The sequence below is a fragment of the bacterium genome (genome assembly GCA_035308905.1).
GTDB lineage: Bacteria > Sysuimicrobiota > Sysuimicrobiia > Sysuimicrobiales > Segetimicrobiaceae > DASSJF01.
On sequence record DATGFS010000059.1, the window covers coordinates 13,182 to 34,960 of the forward strand.

Annotated in this window: 21 protein-coding genes and 1 riboswitch; of the genes, 4 read left to right on the forward strand and 17 right to left on the reverse strand. The window is 69.8% G+C overall.

Going from position 1 to position 21,779, the window contains the following annotated elements:
* Positions 1-16 precede the first annotated feature (16 nt).
* The 14 genes from VKT83_16565 to VKT83_16630 all read right to left on the reverse strand — a co-directional run bounded on the left by VKT83_16565 (position 17) and on the right by VKT83_16630 (position 15,820).
* Positions 17-2,086 (reverse strand): ATPase, T2SS/T4P/T4SS family, encoded by a 2,070-nt coding sequence (locus tag VKT83_16565; protein ID HLY24080.1) that lies wholly within the window; start codon positions 2,084-2,086, stop codon positions 17-19.
* A 36-nt stretch (positions 2,087-2,122) separates the two neighbouring features.
* Positions 2,123-2,593: a MerR family transcriptional regulator gene (locus VKT83_16570; protein HLY24081.1), complete on the reverse strand. Its 471-nt coding sequence runs from the start codon at positions 2,591-2,593 to the stop codon at positions 2,123-2,125.
* A gap of 20 nt (positions 2,594-2,613) precedes the next feature.
* Positions 2,614-3,570: a sigma-70 family RNA polymerase sigma factor gene (locus VKT83_16575; GenBank protein ID HLY24082.1), complete on the reverse strand. Its 957-nt coding sequence runs from the start codon at positions 3,568-3,570 to the stop codon at positions 2,614-2,616.
* A 25-nt stretch (positions 3,571-3,595) separates the two neighbouring features.
* Positions 3,596-4,693: a PilT/PilU family type 4a pilus ATPase gene (locus VKT83_16580; protein ID HLY24083.1), complete on the reverse strand. Its 1,098-nt coding sequence runs from the start codon at positions 4,691-4,693 to the stop codon at positions 3,596-3,598.
* Positions 4,690-5,841: a type IV pilus twitching motility protein PilT gene (locus VKT83_16585; protein HLY24084.1), complete on the reverse strand. Its 1,152-nt coding sequence runs from the start codon at positions 5,839-5,841 to the stop codon at positions 4,690-4,692. The genes VKT83_16580 and VKT83_16585 overlap by 4 nt, the downstream gene beginning before the upstream one ends.
* A 156-nt stretch (positions 5,842-5,997) precedes the next feature.
* A riboswitch (cyclic di-GMP riboswitch) is annotated at positions 5,998-6,091 on the reverse strand.
* A 137-nt stretch (positions 6,092-6,228) separates the two neighbouring features.
* Positions 6,229-6,801 carry a hypothetical protein gene (locus VKT83_16590; protein HLY24085.1) on the reverse strand — a complete coding sequence of 191 codons (573 nt, stop codon included), beginning with the start codon at positions 6,799-6,801 and terminating at the stop codon, positions 6,229-6,231.
* Between the two features lie 28 nt (positions 6,802-6,829).
* Positions 6,830-7,417 carry a TlpA disulfide reductase family protein gene (locus VKT83_16595; protein HLY24086.1) on the reverse strand — a complete coding sequence of 196 codons (588 nt, stop codon included), beginning with the start codon at positions 7,415-7,417 and terminating at the stop codon, positions 6,830-6,832.
* Between the two features lie 7 nt (positions 7,418-7,424).
* The gene (locus tag VKT83_16600) at positions 7,425-8,660 is read right to left on the reverse strand and encodes an FxLYD domain-containing protein (GenBank protein ID HLY24087.1); all 1,236 of its coding nucleotides are present in this window, start codon (positions 8,658-8,660) and stop codon (positions 7,425-7,427) included.
* Positions 8,657-9,130 carry a Holliday junction resolvase RuvX gene (ruvX, locus tag VKT83_16605; protein HLY24088.1) on the reverse strand — a complete coding sequence of 158 codons (474 nt, stop codon included), beginning with the start codon at positions 9,128-9,130 and terminating at the stop codon, positions 8,657-8,659. The genes VKT83_16600 and ruvX overlap by 4 nt, the downstream gene beginning before the upstream one ends.
* 13 nt (positions 9,131-9,143) lie before the next feature.
* A complete protein-coding gene (alaS, locus tag VKT83_16610; GenBank protein ID HLY24089.1) occupies positions 9,144-11,810 on the reverse strand; it encodes an alanine--tRNA ligase in 2,667 nt (888 codons plus the stop codon).
* Positions 11,807-13,183, reverse strand: coding sequence for an aspartate aminotransferase family protein (locus tag VKT83_16615; protein HLY24090.1), 1,377 nt, complete (start codon positions 13,181-13,183; stop codon positions 11,807-11,809). Before VKT83_16615 ends, alaS begins: the two co-directional genes overlap by 4 nt.
* Before the next feature lie 7 nt (positions 13,184-13,190).
* Positions 13,191-13,673, reverse strand: a complete 483-nt coding sequence (locus VKT83_16620; GenBank protein ID HLY24091.1) for an NUDIX domain-containing protein — start codon at positions 13,671-13,673, stop codon at positions 13,191-13,193.
* Between the two features lie 160 nt (positions 13,674-13,833).
* Positions 13,834-14,004: a 30S ribosomal protein S21 gene (rpsU, locus tag VKT83_16625; GenBank protein HLY24092.1), complete on the reverse strand. Its 171-nt coding sequence runs from the start codon at positions 14,002-14,004 to the stop codon at positions 13,834-13,836.
* A gap of 100 nt (positions 14,005-14,104) precedes the next feature.
* The gene (locus VKT83_16630; protein HLY24093.1) at positions 14,105-15,820 is read right to left on the reverse strand and encodes a hypothetical protein; all 1,716 of its coding nucleotides are present in this window, start codon (positions 15,818-15,820) and stop codon (positions 14,105-14,107) included.
* A gap of 140 nt (positions 15,821-15,960) precedes the next feature.
* Between VKT83_16630 and VKT83_16635 the strand changes: the two genes are divergently transcribed.
* The 4 genes from VKT83_16635 (at position 15,961) to VKT83_16650 (ending at position 20,229) form a co-directional block, all read left to right on the forward strand.
* The gene (locus VKT83_16635) at positions 15,961-16,518 is read left to right on the forward strand and encodes an arginine decarboxylase, pyruvoyl-dependent (GenBank protein ID HLY24094.1); all 558 of its coding nucleotides are present in this window, start codon (positions 15,961-15,963) and stop codon (positions 16,516-16,518) included.
* Positions 16,515-17,366 carry a polyamine aminopropyltransferase gene (gene speE / locus VKT83_16640; GenBank protein HLY24095.1) on the forward strand — a complete coding sequence of 284 codons (852 nt, stop codon included), beginning with the start codon at positions 16,515-16,517 and terminating at the stop codon, positions 17,364-17,366. Before VKT83_16635 ends, speE begins: the two co-directional genes overlap by 4 nt.
* Positions 17,367-17,376: 10 nt before the next feature.
* Positions 17,377-18,213, forward strand: a complete 837-nt coding sequence (speB, locus tag VKT83_16645) for an agmatinase (GenBank protein HLY24096.1) — start codon at positions 17,377-17,379, stop codon at positions 18,211-18,213.
* An 84-nt stretch (positions 18,214-18,297) separates the two neighbouring features.
* The gene (locus VKT83_16650) at positions 18,298-20,229 is read left to right on the forward strand and encodes a radical SAM protein (GenBank protein HLY24097.1); all 1,932 of its coding nucleotides are present in this window, start codon (positions 18,298-18,300) and stop codon (positions 20,227-20,229) included.
* 15 nt (positions 20,230-20,244) lie between these two features.
* Here the strand turns inward: VKT83_16650 and VKT83_16655 are convergent, their stop codons facing one another.
* The 3 genes from VKT83_16655 to VKT83_16665 all read right to left on the reverse strand — a co-directional run bounded on the left by VKT83_16655 (position 20,245) and on the right by VKT83_16665 (position 21,772).
* Complete coding sequence (locus VKT83_16655) at positions 20,245-20,544, reverse strand: MazG nucleotide pyrophosphohydrolase domain-containing protein (GenBank protein HLY24098.1); 300 nt, start codon at positions 20,542-20,544, stop codon at positions 20,245-20,247.
* Positions 20,545-20,555: 11 nt separating this feature from the next.
* Positions 20,556-20,786, reverse strand: coding sequence for a hypothetical protein (locus tag VKT83_16660; GenBank protein HLY24099.1), 231 nt, complete (start codon positions 20,784-20,786; stop codon positions 20,556-20,558).
* Between the two features lie 77 nt (positions 20,787-20,863).
* Positions 20,864-21,772 carry a DUF5666 domain-containing protein gene (locus VKT83_16665; GenBank protein HLY24100.1) on the reverse strand — a complete coding sequence of 303 codons (909 nt, stop codon included), beginning with the start codon at positions 21,770-21,772 and terminating at the stop codon, positions 20,864-20,866.
* Positions 21,773-21,779 lie beyond the last annotated feature (7 nt).

Consider the following 21,779-nt stretch of genomic DNA (forward strand, 5'->3'; position numbering starts at 1 on the left):
CTCCCCCCGAACGCCGTTACTGGTCCCCGGTGACGAAGACCACGCGCAGCAGTTCCTCAACCGTCGTGACGCCCTCCAGTACCTTCTGCACACCGTCCTCGCGCAGCAGACGCATCCCGCCTTCGTGCGCCGCCGCGCGCAGCTGATCCGACGAGGCGCCGTCGAGGATCAGCGAGCGCAGCCGGTCGTTCATCATCATGAGCTCGAAGACGCCCAGCCGTCCCCGGTACCCCGTCATGCGGCAGGAGTCGCATCCGCGGCCGCGGTACAGCTTCAGGCCGCTGTGCTCCGCCGGGTCGAGCCCGAGCCGCCGCAGCGCGTCCGCCGGCGGCGTGTACGCCTCCTTGCAGTGGGCGCAGATCACGCGGATCAGCCGCTGCGCCAGGACGCCGATCAGCGAGCCCGTCACGAGGAACGGCTCGACGCCCATGTCCGCGAGGCGCGTCGCCGCCCCCGGCGCGTCGTTGGTATGCAGCGTCGTCAGGACGAGGTGTCCGGTCATCGCCGCCTGCACCGCGATCTGGGCCGTCTCGCGGTCGCGGATCTCGCCGATCAGCACGATGTCGGGATCCTGACGCAGAATGCTGCGGAGACCGCCCGCGAACGTGAGCCCGGCCTTGACGTTCACCTGAACCTGGTTGACCCGGGGAATCTGGTACTCCACGGGATCCTCGACGCTCACGATGTTGCATTCCGGCGTGTTGATGCGCTCGAGCGACGTGTACAGGGTCGTCGTCTTGCCGCTGCCGGTCGGTCCGGTGACGATGATCATCCCGTAGGGCTTGGTGATCAGGCCTTCCCACGCCCCCAGCAGGTCGCTCGGCATCCCGATCCGGCTGAGGGAGACCTTGGTGCTGGACTGGTCGAGGAGCCGGATGACGATCTTCTCGCCGAGCACCGTCGGAAGCGTGCTCACGCGCAGGTCGTACTCCTTGCCTTCCAGGCGCAGGTGGATGTGGCCGTCCTGCGGCACCCGGCGTTCCGCGATGTCGAGGTTCGCCAGGATCTTCACGCGGGAAATCAGCGCGGCCTGGATCTGCTTCGGCGGTGACATGATATCTTGCAAGAGGCCGTCGACGCGGAACCGCACCTTCACCTCGCGCCGGTGCGGCTCGAGGTGGATGTCGCTCGCCCCCGCGCGGACGGCCTGATGAATGATCTGGTTGACGACGCGAACGATCGGCGCCTCCTCGACCATCGACCGGAGACGCTCGACCGTGACCTCTTCGGTGCGGGTCGGATCGTCGAGAATCTCGGATTCGATCGCCGGCCCCTGGGCCTTGAGCAGCTCTTCGACGTCGTGGACGAGCCCCTGGAACTTGCCCTGCAGCCTGCCCACGTCGTCGGGGCTGGCGATGATGATCTCGACGTCGAGCCCGGTCAACAGTCGAATGTCGTCGATCGCGACGACGTTGGAGGGATCCGGCATCGCGACGACGAGCCGATCCTGCTTGCGGTCGACCGCGATCACGCCGTGCCGCTGCGACAAATACGCCGGAATGAGACGCGCGACCTCGGGGTTGATGCTGTCCTCGGCCAGCTCGGTGTAGGGCAGCCCCCACTGCTGCGCGACCGCCCGCGCGAGGTGGCGCTCCGTGACGACGCCCATCTCCACGAGCACGCGGCCGAGGCGGCCTTTGCTCTGGCGCTGCACCTCAAGCGCCTGCCGCAGCTGATCGTGCGTGATGACGTTGTGCGACAAAAGGATTTCGCCGATCGGTTCAATGCGCGGCAGGGCGGGCTTGCCTTCGCCGGCCGCGCCCGGCGGCACGCCGGGGCCGTCGATCGAGCCCGGCGGCATCGCCCCCGGACGGCCGGGCTGGCCGTTCGAAGGACCGACGGAACCGGAGCCGCGCGGCGGCGCCGCGGGCGGGGCGGCGGGACGTCCGGGACGCATGGACACATTCGCCGGATGCTCGAGGCTGTCTCCGCGGGCCGCGCCGTTGCCGTTCCCGTTCCCGTTGCCGTTCGCGGGATGCCCGGCACCGTCGGGTGAGACCGGCGCCGGCACGGCCGCGGGATCGACCGCGTGGCCGTCGGACGGCGGCGCGGACGTGCCGCCGCCGAGCCATCTCGGCCAAATCACATTGCGGGTAGGACGTTCCACGCCGAAGCCGGGTCCCTAGGCTCGCTCTGTGCGGCCGTGCCCGTTGTGCGACCGCGCGGCGAGCGGTACGGTGCCGGCCGTCGAGCCCGCAACGTGGGCGCCGCTCCCCGCCTTGGCGGTGGCGCGGGCGCCCTCGAGGACGTCGCGTCTCGGCTGGGGCGCGTGCCCGGAGGCCGCCTCGACGGCATCGGCGGCCCCCTGCAGCGAGGCGCCGGAGGCCGGAGACGGGCTCACGGCGAGACTGGGCTGCGCCGCGAGGAACGCCTTGATGCCCTGCAGGCTCATCCCTTCCTGGTCGACCAGCCGGCGGATCAGATGCACCAGCCGGAGATCGCGCGGCGAATACAGCCGGTGGCCGCCCTTGCTGCGCGCGGGCTCGAGCAGATGGTATTCCGACTCCCAGCTGCGAAGCCGGCGCGCGTCCACCCCGGTCAACGAGGCCACCGTGCGGATCGGATAGATCGGTAGATCGTCCTGTGTTACCACCGCCCCCACCTCCTGGATGGTCACGACGCGGCGGCGGAGGAGCCCAGGCCGGCCGCGCGAAGCGGTTCGGCCAGATGCCGCAGCGCCGCGGCGAGCAGCCGCGATACGTGCCGCTGTGAAACGCCCAAACGCTGGGCGACTTCGCTCTGGGTCAGGTCCTGATAGTAGAGGTAGTACACGACCTGGCGCTGGAGGTCGGCGAGGCGCTCCATCGCGTGCATGAGTACGATCCGGTCCTCGACGGGGAGCTGCAGCGAGACGTAGCGCTGATGGGCGATCATGTCCGGCCGGACGTCGTGCTCTTCCGTCATGTCGGTCATCGACCGGACCCGGATCTGGCTGTGCGCGTCGAGCACCTCGCGAACGCCCGCCTCGGTCATGTTCATCGCCCCCGCGATCTCGGCGACCGTCGGCGTGCGGCCGAGCTCCTGCTGGAGCCGGCCGACCGCCGCCGTGAGGTCGGCGTAGATCTTGCGCACCCACCGCGGCGCGCGCACCGCCTCGAGCCCGTCACGGAGGAAGTGCCGGATCTCCCCCGCGACGTGGTGGAACGCGTAGGTCTCGAACTTGACGCCCCGCGTCGGGTCGAACGTCGTCACCGCGTGGATCAGGCCGATCGAGCCGATCTGCACGAGGTCCTCGAGCGGCGCGCCGGGACGCACGTAGCGCCGGGCGATCCGGTGGACGAGCGGCAGATATCGAAGAACCAGTTTCTGGTGCAGCGCGCGATCCTGCGTGCGCCGGTAGGTCTGAAACTGCTCGAGAATCTCCGCGGCGTCGCCTCCGTCGACCTCGGCTGTGCCGCCTCGCGGATGCCCCTCTCCGTTGCCCGCATGGCGGCTGTGGTCGCGAACGGCCTCCGGCGCGGCCCCTGCCCCCGGCGCCTGCGCGGCGGCCTGCCGCTGGACCCGGCTCCCCCGTCCCGAACCGCTCGCCGTCTCCACGATTCCTTGCTGCCCGGTCGCGTCGCGTCCCATGATCGTCCCCCCCCGTGGGTGGTGCTCAGCTTATCCGGCGCCCGGCCGGGGCGAACCCCCGCAACCGGAGCCGTAGATCGTTGGGACTCTCCGCGGACTCGAGCGCCGTCTCGACGCTGATGAGCCCGCGCTGGTAAAGATCGAAGAACGAGTCGTCGAACGTCTGCATGCCGCCGTCGTGGCCCTCCGACATGGCCTGGCGGAGCGCCCCGATGTCTCCCCGCCGGATGAGATCGCGGACCCGCGGCGTCGCGCGCAAGATTTCCACGCCCGGGACCATCCCGCTGCCGTCCGCGCGCGGCACGAGCCGCTGCGCAACGATGCCCACCAGGGTGGAGGCGAGGCGCAGAAACATCTCACCGTGGATCTCCGGCGGGAAGAAATGGAGCACGCGATCGAGCGCCTGGTTGGCGTTTATGGTGTGCAGCGTGCTGAGGACCAGGTGACCGGTCTCCGCAAAGTACACGGCGGCCTGGGCGCTCTCGGCGTCGCGCATCTCGCCGATCAGGATGACGTCCGGCGTCTGACGCAGCGCCCCGCGCAGCGCCGAGACGAACGAGTCCGCGTCCGCACCGACTTCGCGCTGGCTCACGATGCTCTGCCGGTCGGCGTGCAGGTACTCGATCGGGTCCTCGATCGTGATGATATGGCCCGACACGGAGCGGTTGCGGTGGTCGATCATCGCGGCGAGCGTCGTCGACTTGCCGGACCCGGCCGGACCGGTGACCAGGACGAGCCCGCGCGGCGTGAGCGCGAGCTCCGCGACCACCGCGGGCAGCGCCAGTTCCTCGAACGACGGAATGTCCTGGCGGACGCGGCGCGCGACGAGGGCCGTGGTCCCGCGCTGCAGGTAGACGTTGATGCGAAACCGGCCGAGCGACGGCTCCCAGTATGCGAAATCTGCGTGCCCGGCGCGCCGGAGCGCCTCGCGCTGCGCGTCGTTCATGATTCCCGTCAACAGGTCATCGAGCGCCGAGGACGACGGCGCGGGCAGCCCCGACGATTCGACGGCGCCGGAGATCCGGAACATCGGGGGGGTGTCCGCTTTGACGTACAGGTCCGACGCGCCCCGGTCGGCCGTCGCCCGCAGCAGGTCCTCGACCGTGTACGGCAGGCCGGTCATTGGCCGTCCCGCTCCCCGACCGCCGCGGCCGGCCCGACATGGCGCAGCGCCGCCACCGCGGGCTTGGCCGCCGGAACCGGCGCCGCCGCGGGGCGCGAGGGATTACCGGCGGCGAACGCGTCGCGGTCCACGGCCCGGATAAAGGCGTCCTCCGGTGAGATGAGCCCGCGCCGCAAGAGGTCCCGCAGGCACTGGTCGAGGCTGATCATGCCCTCCTTCGCGCCGGTCTCGATCATCGACGGAATCTGGAACGTCTTGCCTTCCCGGATCAGATTTCGGATCGCGGACGTGGCGATCATCAGCTCGATCGCGGCCACGCGGCCCCGCCCGTCCACCCGGGGAATCAGGGTCTGTGCCAGGACCCCGAGCATCGCCTCGGACAGCTGGACCCGGATTTGCTCCTGCTGGTGCGGCGGGAACACGTCGATCACGCGGTTGATCGTCTGCGCGGCGCTGTTGGTGTGCAGCGTCGCCAGCACGAGGTGCCCGGTCTCGGCGGCGGTCAAGGCCATGGCGATCGTTTCCAAATCCCGCATCTCGCCGACGAGGATGATGTCGGGGTCTTCGCGCAGCGCGCTGCGCAGCGCCGCGGAGAAGGAGTTGGTGTGGGGTCCGACCTCGCGCTGGTTGACGATGCAGCTCTTGTGCTGGTGCACGAACTCGATCGGATCCTCGATCGTGATGATGTGGTCGGGCCGTTCGGTGTTCATCAGATCGATCATCGCGGCGAGCGTGGTCGACTTGCCCGAGCCGGTCGGTCCGGTGACCAGAACGAGGCCCCGGTCCTTCATGGCGAGCGTCCGCAGCACGGACGGCATGCCGAGCTGGTCGAGGCTCTTGATGGCGGTCGGGATCAGCCGAAACACCGCCGCCTCGCCGAGGCGCTGCATGAACACGTTCACGCGGAAGCGGCCGACGTTCTGGAGCTCGAGGGATAGGTCCAGGTCATGGGTATCTTCGAACCGGGCCTTATGGTCGTCGGTGAGCACGTCGTAGAGCATTTCGTGGAGCGAGGCCGCGGTCAGCGCGGGGTAGTCCAGACGGACCAGCTTGCCGTGGATTCGAAGCGACGGCGGCGTGCCGACGGTCAAATGAAGGTCGGACGCATCTCGGTCGCGGGTCAGGATCAGCAGTTCCGTGATATCCATCGGGCCCCCCGGCCGCAAGTCCTGAACGCTCAACCGCCGGGAAGCTGTTGCCCGCGCGAACGTGCCGCGCAGTGATGGAGTGGAGGGTGCGAGTGCGGCCGTGGGGGGGGTAAACGAAAAGCTCCCCGCGGCCACGGGGAGCGTCGAGGTGCCAGCTTTGGCAACCCGGCCGACTTGCCAGGTAAAACGCTACCTGGCCAGTCCCGTGGCTTTGCGTCCCCAGATCTCTCTGGGTTTGCCCCTACAAAGCGATACTGCTATTAAATTGTCCCCACAAGTTAATCACAATCGGAGAAAAAAGTCAATGGGCCTCCCCAAGACCTACGCGAAATCGTACCTGGGCCGGCGGGCCAGGCACGTCGACCCGCCGCCGGCCCGGAACATCCGTTACTGCAGCCGCCAGATCGCCCGGGCCTGCCCCGGCCGGAACACGAAAACCCGCCCGATCTTTGCACTAAACTGCCCGGCGGCCGGCAGGTATTCGGACTCGAACGCGATGCCGCGGCTGTCGTAGATCATCGTCCGGCTGCGAAGCGGCAGCTCGAGGACGGCCTGGGGATCCTGGTACGCGGCGGTCACTTGGTCTTGCGTCGAGCCGACGCCGACCCGATCGATCGTCCGTGTATGAGGATCGTCGGTCCCTACCGCCCACACGATGCTGGACGTGGGGAGATAGACGATGAATATCCGCGGAGTCGATGACCATGATCTCTCTTCCAGCTGCGGGCGAAACACGAGATCCGTGCCGCTCGGCCTCGTCTCGGTGATCTGGGAGTCGCCCATGACCCACACATAGTCCGCGACTTTCCCATCGACCGTCCATTGACCGACGCCGAGGCCGGGCACGACGAGAAAAATCGACGGCGTGGCCTGCGGCGCGGCCGGCTGCGCAAGCGCGCCGGCCGGCAGCGCCAGCATCAGAATCATCATCACCCGACCGGCGTTCAGAATGCCCCGCATTGCTCCCCTCCCATCCCCAACTCGGTGACTAATGCAGCAGCGCCTCGATCTGTTTGGTGAGCTCCTCGGCTCCGTCCTTGCCGGTGAACCCGCCCGTCAGGGCGACCCCGCCGATGCGGCCGTCCGCGCGAATGAAGAACGTCGTCGGCAGCCCGGCGACGTGGTACATCTGTGCGACCTGCCCGCGCTCGTCGCGGGCGGCAGGATAGCTCACGCCGCGCGCGGCCAGGAAGGTCCGGCTGGCCGCCCAGGTGTCGGTCGCCCCATCGATGCCGATCACGACGACGCCGCGGGCCTGATACGTCCGGTAGGCGGCCTCCAGCGCGGGCATCTCCGCCCGGCACGGCGGGCACCACGAAGCCCAGAAATTGAGAATGATCGGATGTCCGCGGAACCGGTCGAGCGAGATCGGCGCGCCGGCGTATGCGGGCGCGGTGAACGCGGGCGCGATGGCGCCGGGGTCGGTCCCGACACGCGCGCGCGGCGCCACGGTCTCGTCGGCCACCTCGCCCGCGGCGGTGTGCGTCACCGCGCGGAACGCCACGACACCGAGCCCGCACGCGAGCAGGACGAGGACCCCGACCAACGCCGGCGCGGCGGCCCGCGGGAATTTCATGGTTCTACTATCCACCGAGCACCACGGCCGTCACCTGCGGAGCACCGAGGGTCGCGCCCGTTGGAACGAGCACGGTCTGCGTCTGCCCGGGGCGCAACTGCACGGTCACGGACCCCGCCGTCCCGCTGTTCGTATACGGCAGCACCACCGTGATCTGCTGCACCCACTGCGCGGGGATCGCGCCGGTATCGGCCACCGATACCAGCGCCTGCACTTTCGGCGGCCCGGTCATCTGAGAGGGGGCACCGAGATCGACCTTGATGTGAATCTGCCGCTGCGCGAAGTCGGTGTAGGACGACGCGGGGACTGTCTGCGCCGGCGTCGCGGCGAGGAGCGCGCCCGCGGCGCTGGTCACGGACACCTGATAGCGAATGATGATGTCGGCGACCATCGCGGCCTGAATGGTAAACGGCGCGCTGCCGCCCGGAGCCAGCGGCCCCTGGACCGTCGCCCTGCCCTCAACCTGATCGCCCGACGCGCGCGTGAACGTGGCCGCCACGACGAGGGGACCAATCGGCACGGCGCCGGTGTTCGCGACAGAGCCCGTCACGGTCAGACCGCCGACGGACAGCACCGCGGCCGTCACATCGCGCAGCGCCGCGGACGGGGAGCCGGCCGGCGATGTGGCGCGGGAAGGCGCCGAACCCGTGGTCGACGGCGCCGGGCCCGCGGGCGGCGCGGGGGGCCCGCCCGGCACGAGAATGGGCGGGCCGGGCGGTGAGACGGGCGCGACGGCCGAGTTCTTCCGCGGACCGAACGGTACCGGCGCCACAACGAAGGTCTGAATGGCACGCCCGGCGCGGAAGACAAAACCGACCCCTTGGAACACGTAGGCGACGGTCGTGTCCAGCCCGGACATGGTCGTCACCGCGTTGACGTCACCGACCAAGCGCGGGGCGTCCGTGACCGGCGTCCCCACCCCCGCCCCGGCGATCGTCCGGTACTTCGGGGAGGCGGTGGAGATCCGGACCACGATGCCCGAATCGAAGTCCAGGACCAATCCGTAGCGCGAGTATAGACGGCGGGTCGGACCCTGCGAGACCGAGGGACCCAGCGCGGACGCGGCGGCGCTCGCCGTCATGCCGAGGCGGGCGGGCCCGATCGACTCGCCCGGTACGACGCCGAGCGAGGCGGCGGCCGACGCGGGCGGAACGGCGGCGTACGGCCCCACAAGCGCCGCGACCGTTGCGATCGCAGCGCCGACAATCCACCTGTGCCGCCACACGCGGCCGGTGCGCATCATGGTCGCTCCTCCTTATGCCCAGACTCGTTTTGGCTCAGACGGACGGCGCCGGCTGCCGTTCTCCGGGCGTCGAGATACCCCTGGAGGATCACGGCCGCGGCGACGCGGTCGCGGGAGCGCCGGCGCTCCTCCCGCCGCACGTCTGCTTCGATCAGCGCGCGCTCGGCCGCGGCGGTGGACAGCCGCTCGTCCCAGAGCTCGACCGGCACGGAGAGAGCGGTCCGCAGCCGCTCGGCAAAGGCCTCCGCCTGCCGCGCCGCCGGACCGCGGGAACCGTCCATGTTGCGGGGCCAGCCCACGACGACGGCGGCGACGTCGTGGCGCCGGCAGAGGTCCGCCACGCGCTCGGCGGCACGGCGCCCGCCGGCACCGGTAACGGTCTCAAGCGGCGTCGCGATCATCGCGGTGGGGTCGCTCAGCGCGATGCCGATCCGTTTGGTCCCAAGGTCGATCGCGAGGACTCGCCCCACCCGTCGCCGCCCGTCAGTCCCGGCCGGCGGCGCGGCCCGCGAGCGCCTCCCGGACGACCGCGCCGAGATCGGCGAGCACGGACGCGAGGAGCGCCGGATCCCCCCCGCCGCCCTGCGCGAGCTCGGGACGCCCGCCGCCCCGCGTGCCGAGCCGGCGGTTCAACACCTGCATCACGCGCCGCGCCTCGGCCCCGCGCGCGACCGCCGCGGGCGTCGCCATTACGATGACCTCCATCCGGCCGTTGCCGGTCGAGGCCGCGACGAGGACGCCGGAGTCCAACCGGCCGCGCACGCGGTCACCAAGCGCGCGCAGCGCCTGCGGGTCCGCGTCGGGGACGGCGATGCCGACGACCGTGATCCCGTCCACCTCGGTTGCGTTCTCGAGAATTGCCTCGAGATCGGGGCCGGCCGCGGTCTTCGGCCCCTGCCGCTCGAGACTCTGCACCCGCTCCGCGAGCGCCCGCACGCGGGCCGGCACCTCGTCCGGCGGCACGCGCATCACCTCCGCCGCCTGCCGGAGCGCGGCATCGGTCGCGCGGGCGCGGGCGACCGCCGCGCGGCCCGTCACCGCCTCGACGCGCCGGATCCCGGCGCCGACCGAGCCTTCCGCGGTGATCAGGAACAACCCGATCTCTCCCGTCGTCCGGACGTGGGTGCCGCCGCACAACTCGCGGCTGTAGCCGTCGACGCTCACGACGCGAACTTCCTCCCCGTACTTCTCGCCGAAGAGCGCCGTGGCGCCCGAGGCGACCGCCTCCCGGTACGGCTTCGTCTCGGTAGTCACCGGCAGCGCGGCGAGAATCTGCTCGTTGACGCGCGCCTCGATCTTCGCGCGCTCGTCGGCCGTGAGCGGCCGCACGTGCGCGAAGTCGAAGCGCAGCCGGTCGGGCGCAACGAGCGATCCGGCCTGCCGCGCGTGCTCGCCGAGCACCTCGCGCAGCGCAGCGTGCAGCAGGTGCGTCGCGGTGTGGTTGCGCGTGATGTCCTGCCGGCGCGGCGCGTCGACCGCCAGGCGGACGCGATCGCCCTCGCGCAGTACGCCGGTCCGGACCCGTCCGCGGTGCACGATCAGATCGACCGCCGGCCGCTGCGTGTCTTCTACCTCGACCACACCCGCCGCGGCCGTGATCGTGCCGGTGTCCCCCACCTGCCCTCCGGACTGCGCGTAGAACGGCGTCCGGTCACAGACGACCTCGACCGCCGCGCCCCGCGGCGCCTCCACGACACGCCGGCCGTCGACGAGCAGCGCCGCCACGCGGCCCTCCGCCTCGAGGGTGTCGTACCCCACGAACACCGTCGCGCCGGCGGCGTCCCGCAGCCCGCTGTACTGCGCGCGGTCCGGCCCGGCCTCGAAGTAGTCGCGTCCGGTGCTGCGCGACCGCTCCTTCTGCCGGGCCATCTCCTCGGCGAATCCCGGCTCGTCGATCTCGAGACCGTGCTCCCGGGCGACGTCGCGGGTCAGATCCGGGGGAAAGCCGTAGGTGTCGTACAGACGGAACACATCGGCGCCCGGAATGACCGGCCGCCCCGACCGTTTGACCTCCGCGATCAGGTCGTCCAGCCGGCCGAGCCCCGCCCCCAGCGTCTGATCGAACCGGCGCTCCTCCGCGCCGAGTACGTTCTGCACGAACGCCCGCTGCGCGACGAGCTCGGGATAGGCCGATCCCATCGCCGCGGTCACGGCATCCGCGAGATCACCCAGCACCGGTTTCGCGGCCCCGGCCTGGCGCGCGAAGCGCACTGCGCGCCGGATGATCATGCGGAGCACGTACGCCCGGCCCTCGTTCCCGGGGACAACCCCGTCCGCGGTGAGGAACGTCATCGCCCGGCCGTGGTCGGCGAGGACCCGGTACGGGACCGTATGCGCGGCGCGCTGTTCCGGACTGTGTCCGAGGATATTCTGAATGCGGTCGAGGATGGGCAGAAAGATGTCCGTATCGTAGTTGGTCGGCGCCCGCTGGATCACCGACGCGATCCGCTCGAGTCCCATTCCGGTGTCGACGCCCGGCCGCGGCAGCGGCGTCCGCGTGCCGTCGGGCGCCTGATTGAACTGCATGAAGACGAGGTTCCAGCTCTCCACCCAGCGGCCGCAGTCGTTGTCGAGACGGACGCTGCAGTCCGGACGGCCGCACGTGCACGCCGCGGGGCCCAGGTCGTAGTGCAGCTCGCTTGTGGGACCGCACGGCCCGACGTCGCCCATCATCCAGAAGTTCGTCTTCTCCCCCATCCGCAGGACGCGCTCGGACGGCACCCCGAGTTCGGCCCACGCCGCCGCCGCGTCGTCGTCGTCCGCCAGCACGGTGAGCACGAACCGCTCGGGCGGCAGCGCCAGCGGGCCGGTCACAAACTCCCAGGCGAACCGGATCGCCTCGCGCTTGAAGTAATCGCCGAAGCTGAAGTTGCCGAGCATCTCGAAAAACGTGTGGTGCCGCGGCGAGGGCCCCACGTTCTCGAGGTCGTTGTGTTTGCCGCTGACGCGCATGCATTTCTGCACGGAGGTGGCGCGGCGGTACGGTCGGGTCTCGAGGCTGAGGAACACGTCCTTGAACGGGACCATGCCGGCGTTGACAAAGAGCAGCGTCGGGTCGCCGGCCGGGACGAGCGAGGCGCTCGGCACCCGCGTGTGGCCGCGCTCCTCGAAGTAGCGGAGAAACGCTTCGCGGATCTCGGCCCCGGTCACAGCGTTCCGTCCGCCGGATCGGCGGTCCCGGCGCCGCCGGCGCCTTCCGCCGGCAAGCCCCCTTGGGGGGCGAGCAGGCGCTCGGCCTCGGCCACCGCCCCCTCGATCCCGTCCACAGCCCGATCGATCAGGTCCGCGGTGATGACGAGCGGCGGTTCGATCCGGATCACCTCGGGTTTGTTGAGCGTGTAGAAGGTGATCACGCCGCGGTGCCCGGCCTCCGCGGAGACCAGCAGCGCGTAGTCGCTGTGCGTGAACTCGACCCCGATCATGAGCCCGCGGCCGCGCACGGCGCGCACGATCGCGGGATGGCGCCCCTGCACCCCGCGCAGGCGGTCCATGAACCGCGCCCCGAGCCCGTCCGCGCGGTCGGCGAGGCGCTCTTCCACCAGCACGTCGAGCGTCGCGATCGCCGCCCGGCACGCGAGCGGATTGCCGCCGAACGTCGACGAGTGCAGATACGGATCGCGCCGGAACTCCTCCCACAGCCGCGGGCGCGCGATGAACGCCCCGATGGGGATGACCCCGCCGCCGAGCGCCTTCGCGACGGTCATGATGTCCGGCGTCACGCCCTCGTGCTCGACGTAGAAGAGCCGGCCGGTCCGGCCGAGCCCCGTCTGGATCTCGTCGGCGATCAGCAGCACCCCGCGTCGGTCGCACAGCTCCCGCACCGCCCGGAGGTAGCCGACCGGCGGGACGATCACCCCGGCCTCGCCCTGGATCGGCTCGAGGATCACGGCCGCCGTCTGCGGCCCGACGGCGCGCTCGATCGCCTCGACGTCGCCAAACGGCACGTGCGTGAATCCCGGCACGAGCGGCTCGAACGGCCGGCGGTAGTGCTCCCGGCCGGTCGCGGACAACGCCCCGAAGGTCTTCCCGTGGAACGCGTCGCGCATCGCGACGAAGCCGGGCCTCCCGGTCGCGAGGCGGGCGAGCTTCAGGGCGCCTTCGACGGCCTCCGCGCCGCTGTTGCAGAAGAACGAGTACTGCAGGTCGCCCGGCGTGAGAAGGCCGAGACGTTCCGCGAGCTCCGCCTGCGGCGCGCTCGGCATCGTCCGCACGGACATCGGAATCCGGTCCAACTGCTCGCGCACGGCGGCGAGCACGCGCGGATGACGGTGGCCGATGTTGAAGATCGCGGGGCCGCAGGCGCAGTCGATGTAGGCCCGGCCGTGTGCGTCCCAGACGAAGCAGCCCTCCGCCTCCCACTCCACGGTCTCGGTCCCGCCAAACCGGTACAACCGGGCGAGGCCGGGATTCAGGTACCGCCGGTAGCGCTCGAGAGTTTCGCCGATCAGACGGTCGCGGGCCTCGCCGGCCGGAAGGCCGTGGGATACGGCCGCGGACGGCGCGGTTTCAGGCAGATCCGGCATCAGACGGTCACGCCGGGCGGGACGGCGCCCCGGCGCCCTGGTCCAGCGCGACGCGGGCCCGCTGGACGACCTGGCGCGTTTCCTTGTACTTGATCCGGTCGAGGGCCTCGGGAATGGTCACCCACTCGCAGCGGACGAAGCCCTCCTCTCGCTGGGGGTTCGGTTCCTCGCCGCCCAGGAATTCCATGAGATAGTAGTGGACGGTCTTGTCGTAGTACGTGTCCTCGGCCTTCCAAAAGAACATGTAGTGCTCTTCGCCGAGGTCGGCCACGATGCGAACGTTGCGCAGTCCCGTCTCCTCCGCCACCTCGCGCAGCGCGACGCCGTCCGGCGTCTCGCCGCGCTCGATCGTCCCTTTGGGCAGCATCCACTTGCCGGTCTCGTGCTGGAGGAGCAGGATGCGGACATCGCCGCCGTCCGCCGGCCGGAAAAATACGACCCCGCCCGCGCTGCGGGCGCGCTTCGTTTTGCGGTGCGATTCTCGGGCCATACTCCTCCCAGGACGCCCACGTCGCGCGGCCCGCGTGAGGTGCAGGGCGGCCGGCGGCTGGTGCGCCGGCGGTCGCGCGAGACGGGCGCCCCCAAGAATTCGTTGAACGGCCCGAATTCTTGGCCCGGGTGGCGCCGCGGCGTGGGAGCGGAGCGGGCCCTTAGTGGCGCTTGTTGCGCCGGGCGGCGCGCCGGCGGCGCTTCTGGCTGGGCTTCTCGTAGTGCTCGTGCCGCTTCGCGTCGGTGAGGATGCCGGATCGCTTCACCTGGCGCTTGAATCGCCGGAGCGCGCTGTCAAGCGTCTCGTCCTTGCCGATTCGAACTTCGGTCACCGGTCCACCCCCAGCGCGTCTGCGAGCCAGCGGCGTACGCCACTACGAGCGTCAACGATGGCGCCATTATACATGACGGTGTGCGGGAGGAGCAAATCGCTTACTGCGCGGCCTGCCCGGAGGGAATGCGCGTCACCGTCACGCTGCGGACGACCAGGTTCTCTTTCTTGTCCGCGGCGCCGTTGACGGCGAAGTCCCAGCCCCACGTCTTGCTGAACGAGGCATCGGAAATCCGGATCGTGTACTTCGCCCAGCCGTCGCCCTCGTCCACCCACTGCCACGGCGAGAAGCGGTAGCCGGACATGGAATCGTACATGATATTGAACCCCACGCGCTGCGGACCGCCCGCGCGGTGGGCCTCGACGGTGATGACGTAATCGTAGCGGCCGTCCACAAAGTACGCGTACGAATCGTCGATCGTGAAGTACACGTAGACCGCGTCCTTCATTTGGTCCGTGCGCACCGCGTCGACGCCGTCGACCGTGACCGGCAGCACGCCGCCGGACGGCAGCGTGCGCAGCCGCTGGTTGTACAATCCCCGCTCCACGTTCGCGGTCCCGAGCGTCGCGGAGACGCTGCCGGCGTTCGTGAAGTCCCGCGACGGGTCCCGGGGCACGCGGACCGGCGCCGCGGCGAGGCCCTTGGCCGCCTCATCGAGCACGGACGCGGCGGGGGTGGTGACAAAGACCGGCTCGGGACCGACCTGCACCATCCCGGCCTCGGCGGATTGGACCCGCTGTCCATCCGCGCCGGTCACGACGGCGGCCCCGGTGGTGGCGAGCGGGACCGTGCGCGCCGGGCCGTCCGTCCACAGCACGGCGGTTCGCGTTTGACTGCCCGAAAAGACGAACGCGTACACGCCCGGCCCACGATCAAGCGGTCCGACGAACGACGCATCGCCGACGGCATGCAGCACCGTCACGATCTGGGGCGTCAGGGCCTGCCAAAACTCGCGGGTGACCCCCATCGCCAGGGCGGTCGCGGCGAGCTGCACCGGCTGCGGCCAGTCGGTCCGGGCGCTGAGCCAGATCTCGTGGCGCGCGTCGGCGATCTTGCGGTTCCGCAGCGTCCCGAGCGCCTCGAGCAGCTCGGCGGCGGTGCGTCCGCGCGGATGCACGACCACCGCATCGAAATCGTCGCCGGCCCGGCCGAAGAGCAGCTTCATGAACGGCAGATCGAGGCCGACCGACGTCGAGGCCACCACGAGCGCATTCCGGTCCACCTGACGGATCTCCGCGCGGGCCGCGTGCAGCATGTCGAGATAGTCGCGGGTCGTGCCGCGGAACGTCGCAAACTCGATCGGGGGCTCGACCTGCCAGGCGGCCACCTTGCCTCGATACCGGCCGCCGATCGCTTTGACGAACGCGGACCAATCGGCGATCGACTTGGGCGGCTCGTGGCTCCACACCGGTGCGGCCGCGTCGGGCGTGAGCGCCGCCCACTTCGGGGTGCGTTGAATGGTCACGAGAATGCGCTCGCCCGCCGCCCGCTCCACGGCATCGTCGAGCAGGTTCCAGGCGAATTTTCCGCGCGCCGGCTCGAGGGCGTCCCAGTCCACGGTCAGATGGACCCACCCGGCGCCGACGGTGGAAACCGTCGACGGCTGCAGCCGCGCACCGATGGGGTTGGCGGGCCACGCCAGGTCGACGCCGAACCGGTCGGCGGCCCGAACCGCCTCGGGAACGGCGGCCGGCGCCGCCGGAGCAGATGCCGGGGGCGCGGCGACGGGCGGCGTCCCCTGCGCGAGGACGGGCGTGAGCCCCCCCGCGCCGAACAACATCACAAGCGCCGCGGCCACCAGCGTACGTCCAGGCATACCCCTCTCCCCGCCCCCTTCGAACGTCGTACGTTCACTGTACTATACCCCGATCTAGAGCGCACAGGTCCCACGGGGTGTTCCCGTTCGCGCCTCTCTACCGAAGGAGCGTACTCGTTCGGGTTGGAATATGGAAGGACATGTGGCAGCCGCCCAAAGCGCTGTCGCTCGTCGCCGGCCACGGCGAGGGCGGCAGCGAGCTGAACGCGTTTGATCGGGCCCTCCGCGATGCCGGCGTCGCCGATCTCAACTTCCTTCGGGTCACGAGCATCGTGCCGCCGGGCGCACGCATCATCGAGCTGCCGATCTACCCGGCCGGCATCCTGATGCCGGCCGTCTTCGCGCGGATCGCCAGCACGAGGCCCGGCGACGTCATCACCGCCGCGCTCGGGGTGGGATTGTCGCGCGAGCATCACGGGGTGATCATGGAGTATGCCGGCCATGAGAGCCGCGAGCAGGCCGAAGCGAAGGCGAAGCAGATGGTCGTGGAAGGCTTCGCGATGCGCGGCCTCGCGCTGGATGAAGTGTTCGTCGTCGCCGCGGAACACCGGGTCGAGCGGGCGGGCTCCGCCGTCGCGGTCGCCCTCTTCTGGCCGGAAGCCGCCGGCCTCGAGCGGGCGCCTGGGCCTACGGCGTCGGCCAACGACGCGCCCGGGCGCGAAACGCCGCCCAAGGGTCCGGGAGGGCGCGCTCGATGAAGGGCGCCTGGCTCGTGGACCAGGGCAGCCCCGATATTACGTCCGCGTTTCGCGTCACGCGGCTCGTCCACACCGAGCAGACCCCGTACCAGCATCTCGAGATCTACGACAGCGCGATCTTCGGCCGAATGCTGGTGCTCGACGGCGCGGTGCAGACGACCGAGCGCGAGGAGTTCGTCTACCACGAGATGCTCGCGCATCCCGCGCTCTGCACCCATCCGGCCCCGAAGCGGGTGCTCATCATCGGCGGGGGGGACGGCGGCGCCCTGGAAGAGGCGCTCAAGCATCCGCTCGAAGCGGCGACGCTGGTGGAGATCGACGAGGCCGTCGTGCGGACGAGCCGCGAATACCTCAGCGGCGTGGCGGGGCGCGCCTTCGAGGACTCCCGCGCGAACCTCGTGATCGGCGACGGCATCGCCTACGCCGGCGAGACCTCGGAGCGCTTCGACGTGGTGATGGTGGACTCGACCGATCCGCAGGGCCCCGCGGTCGGCCTGTTCGCCCCGGAGTTCTATGGAACGATCCGGCGCCGGCTCACCCCCGGCGGGCTGCTGGTCGTCCAGTCCGGTTCGGCGATCTATCAGGGCGATCTGATTCGCTCGGTCCGCCGCACGCTGCGCCCGTTCTTCCCCGTGGTCCGAACCTACGTCGCGGCGGTGGTCGAGTATCCGGGCACGCTGTGGTCGTTCACGGTCGGTTCGCTGGGACCGGACCCCCTCGCGGTTACGGCGGAGACGATCGCGAAACGCACCGAGGGGTTCAGGCTGCGCTACTACACGCCGGTGGTGCACCGGGCCGCGTTCGACGCGCCGCCGTTCTTGCGGGAGGCGACAGAGTCGGACACGTGAGCGCCGGCCGGTGAGCTTTCTCGGCGCGAGGCCGCCGGGCGCGGTGCCGCCCGGCGGCCTCGCGCTCTACGGCATCCCCTATGACGCGACCGCCTCGTTCCGGCGCGGCAGCCGCTTCGGACCCGACGGCATCCGCTGGGCCTCCGACAGTATCGAGACGTACAGCCCGGTCCTCGATCGGGATCTCGCCGGCGTGTCCTTCGTCGACGGTGGCAACCTCGCCGTCGACGGCCTCGAGCCGGAGGCGATGGTGCGGGCGGTTCGCCGGCAGCTGCCGCCCTGCGTGCCGTTCGTGCTCGGCGGCGAGCACACGGTGACGCTCGGCGCGGTGCAGGCGCTGACGCCGCGGCACCCCGATCTCGCCGTGATCCAGTGGGACGCCCACACCGATCTGCGGGACGAATACGAGGGCCGCCGGGTCGCGCACGCCACCGTCATGCGCCGGTTGCTCGACGGCGGCGTGCCGGTCGCGCAGTTCGGCATCCGCGCCGGCACGCGCGATGAGTTCGAGCTGGCCCGCGCGCGCTGTCTCGCCTGCGATCGGGATGTGGCGGTGCCGCGAGAGGTCCTCGATCGGCTCGCCGGCCGGCCCCTCTACCTCACGGTCGACATCGACGTGCTGGATCCGGCCGAGGCGCCGGGCACCGGGAACCCGGAACCGATGGGCGCGCACTACCGCGAGCTGCTCGACGCGCTGCGAAGCCTCGCGTCGCACCGCGTCGTCGGGATGGACGTGGTTGAAGTCGCCCCGCCCTGTGATCCGAGCGGGCGCACCGCCGTTCTCGCGGCGTCCCTGGTCCGGGAGATGATTCTGCTGTTCGCACCGGTCGCCGGCGGCACCGCCTAACCGGATAGTCTCACCCGCCCAACTGTGAGCCTTCCGGTTGTTCGGTATTGACTACGAACATATGTTCGCTATCATGAGTTCACCATGCTGCCTGAGCGCCAGATCTCCGAGATCACGGTCAAGTCGGTGCTGAACCCCGTCAAAGGAATGCCCTTCCGATGGTCGATCAATCCCTACCGGGGCTGTTCCCACGGGTGCGTCTTCTGCCAAGCGGGAGACACGCCGATTCTGATGGCAGATGGCACGACGAGACCACTCGAGATACTCCGTGCAGGCGATGAAGTCATCGGGACGGTCCGACGTTCGCGGTACCGTTACTACACCGCGACACCCGTATTGGCGTGTTGGAACACCGAGAAGCCGGCCTTTCGGGTCATCCTCGAAGACGGAACAGCGCTCGTTGCCAGCGGCGATCATCGTTTCCTGAGCGACAGGGGCTGGAAGTTCGTGACCGGCACTGAACACGGCGCCATGAGACGTCCACACCTAACTTTGAACAACACACTGATCGGAACCGGCGCCTTCGCCCCGCCTCCAACTAAGAACGACGACTACGAACGTGGCTACCTGTGCGGCATGATACGAGGCGACGGGTTGCTCGCATTCTACCAGTATGATCGGCCCGGGCGGGCTCACGGCAATCAATGGCAATTCCGGCTTGCGCTGACGGATGGCGAGGCCCTCAGCCGATCGCGCGAGTACCTGACGCATTTCGCGGTGCCCACACAAGTCTTCAGCTTCCAGCAGGCCAGCGGAGCCTGGCGAGCCGCGAACGCGATTCGCACCCATGCACGCCGCGACGTGGAGGCTGTACAGAGAATCATCGTGTGGCCCGCCGAGCCATCTCCAGAGTGGTGCCAAGGATTCCTGGCCGGGATCTTCGACGCCGAAGGTAGCTGGTCTCAAGGTATCTTGCGTATTTCAAACACCGACCCGAGAATCATCGACTGCATCGTTCATTGCCTGCAGCGGTTTCGTTTTGCCTTTGCGGTCGAGCACCGGACTCCGAATCAAGTGAAACCGATCACCTGTGTTCGGCTGCTTGGGGGTCTCCGCGAGCACCTACGTTTTTTCCACTCCTTCGACCCTGTCATTACAAGGAAGCGCAATTTCACCGGCCGCGCGGTGAAGAATAAGCGCCTCGCCATCGTCTCGATTGAGCCGGTCGGCGTTCGCCGGCTCCACGACATTAGTACCGGCACGGGAGACTTCATTGCCAACGGCATCGTCAGCCACAATTGCTACGCCCGGCGGACCCACTGGTTTCTCGAAGAGGACGGCGTGCAGGAATGGTCCTCCAAGATCTTCGTGAAGGCCAACGCTCCGGACGTGCTGCGCACCGAACTGCGGCGGCGTACGTGGAAACGTGACGAAGTCGCGCTGGGGACGGCCACGGATCCATACCAGGCAATCGAGCGCAAGTACAAAGTGACTCGCCGCATTCTCGAGGCGCTCTGTGAGTCACGCACGCCGGTCAGCATCGTGACGCGTTCTCCCATGATCCTTCGGGATCTTGACGTGCTGACCGAACTCTCCCGCCGCGCCGCGGTGACGGTGTGCGTGAGCATCGTGACAACCGACCCGCGCATGGCGCGCGAAATCGAGCCGACCGTGGCGCTCCCGGCACAGCGGCTTCGAACGGTGCGGCGTTTGTCGGACGCGGGCATCCGTGCCGGGGTGATCCTCGCGCCCATCCTGCCGGGCCTGACCGACGATCCGGCGAATCTCGACGCGGTCATGCAGGCCGCCCGCGACCACGGCGCCCACTTCGTGAGCCATAACGTGCTCCATCTCGGGGAAGTGACACGCGACGCGTTCTTTCAGTTCTTGAAAGAACGGTATCCGGCACTTATTCCACGCTATCTACGCATGTATCGCGGCAAGTATGCGCCGGACGCGTACCGGGCGGACGTCGGCGAGATCGTGGACGCATCCAAGAGACAGCACGGCATCCAGGCCCGCCGGCACCTCGCGCCGCCGGCGGAGCCGGCCCAACTGCCGCTGTTTGCGGGTTAAGCGACGTCGCGACGGCTACCGCGGGACCGCGTCCATCGGACAGCGGCACGGCGAGGCTTCGCATCGCGGACAACCGGCGGCATAACGGGCGGCGGCCTGGTCGAGATCCACGTCGCACAGCACCGCCACGCTCAAGGTCCAGGCGAGGACGTCGGAGAGTTCGGACGCAAGCGCGGCATGGTCTCCACTGCGAATGTCCTTGGCAACTTCCCCGATCTCCTCGACGAGACGCCGGAAGGTCCCGTCGATGCCGCGCGTCCGATCCCTATCGCTGAACGTCGCGGCGATCTGAGCCTGCAGCGCGCCGAGGTCCATCTTCCGGCCCGTCAGTCGTCCTCGTCGTCTTGATCGTCTCTATCGTCCTTGTCGTCTTTGTCTCTATCCTTATCGTCCTCGTCCTTGGCTTTGATCTTGCGCTCCATGATGACCGCCTTCGCCGTCGTGCCGGCGACCTTAAAACCGTCCTTGGCGGCTCGATTCAACTCGCCTTCGGCCGACTCGGCACGATCCTCAATCCGGATCACACGGTACTCCACGCCCTTGCCCTTCTTGGCCATCGCGCCCTCCTCTCGCCGCCGGTGAGGCGGCGCCCGTCATTGCCGCGCTTCCAGTATACCGGGCGGGTGAGACGAAGCTAGCGGACGGCGACGACGCGGGCGGCGAGACCGACAGGGATCTTCCCGGCGAGGATCGGAAGGCCGTACACGGTCACGGGACGCCCCGCGGCAAGCTGCGTGATCCACAGCCGCGACGCGCCGCTGACGAAGTAGGTCTGAACGGAGGTGCACACCATCGTGCCGCCGACGATGAGGCCGCCGACGTCCCCGCGCACCGCCTCGATCGGTCCCGAAATCTGCGCCGCCTGCGAGGCGAGAAATTCGACGGACACGTGCGCGGCGACGACACTGCCGTCGGAGTTGACGGGGCCGTCGACCTGCACGAGGTCGAACGGCGCCAACGCCGACGCGGCGACGAGACCGTCGGCCCGCATCTGGGTGGCCGCGGTCAGCAGCACGGCATGCCGCGTCCCGGTGTCGGTTACGATATCCAGCGTCGATCCCGATCGCGCCGTCACCACGCCGGCCATCCCCCCCGCCGGGCCGGACGCGGGCGCCGTGGGTCTCGCGGCCTGAGCGGTTGTCGCGACGACCAGAGACAACGCCATGATCGCCTCATCCGGACTCATCACGCCCCAGACTGCGACGCGGTCGCCCCGGCGCAGCGCGTCCCACCGGATCGGCCGCGCCGCGCTGTCCGCCACGACCGTCTGGGGCAGCAGGCGAACCAGGTGCGTGCCGGAGAGAGAGCGGCTTCGCCACGCGGTCCCGCCTTCGAAGACGTCCACTCTGCCCGGACTCCCGATCGCGACCGAGACGAGGCCGGCGGACGGCACGACGGACACGAGCGTGCCGCCGGCGGTGATCCGTGCCCAGCCCTGGGCCAGTAGGGCGGGCCCCGCGGCGGCCGCCCGCGCACCCGGCGCGCGGACGAGTGACGGCGCCGCGCCGCCCGCAAGCGCGCAGACGGCGGCGACCGTGACCACCCAGCCG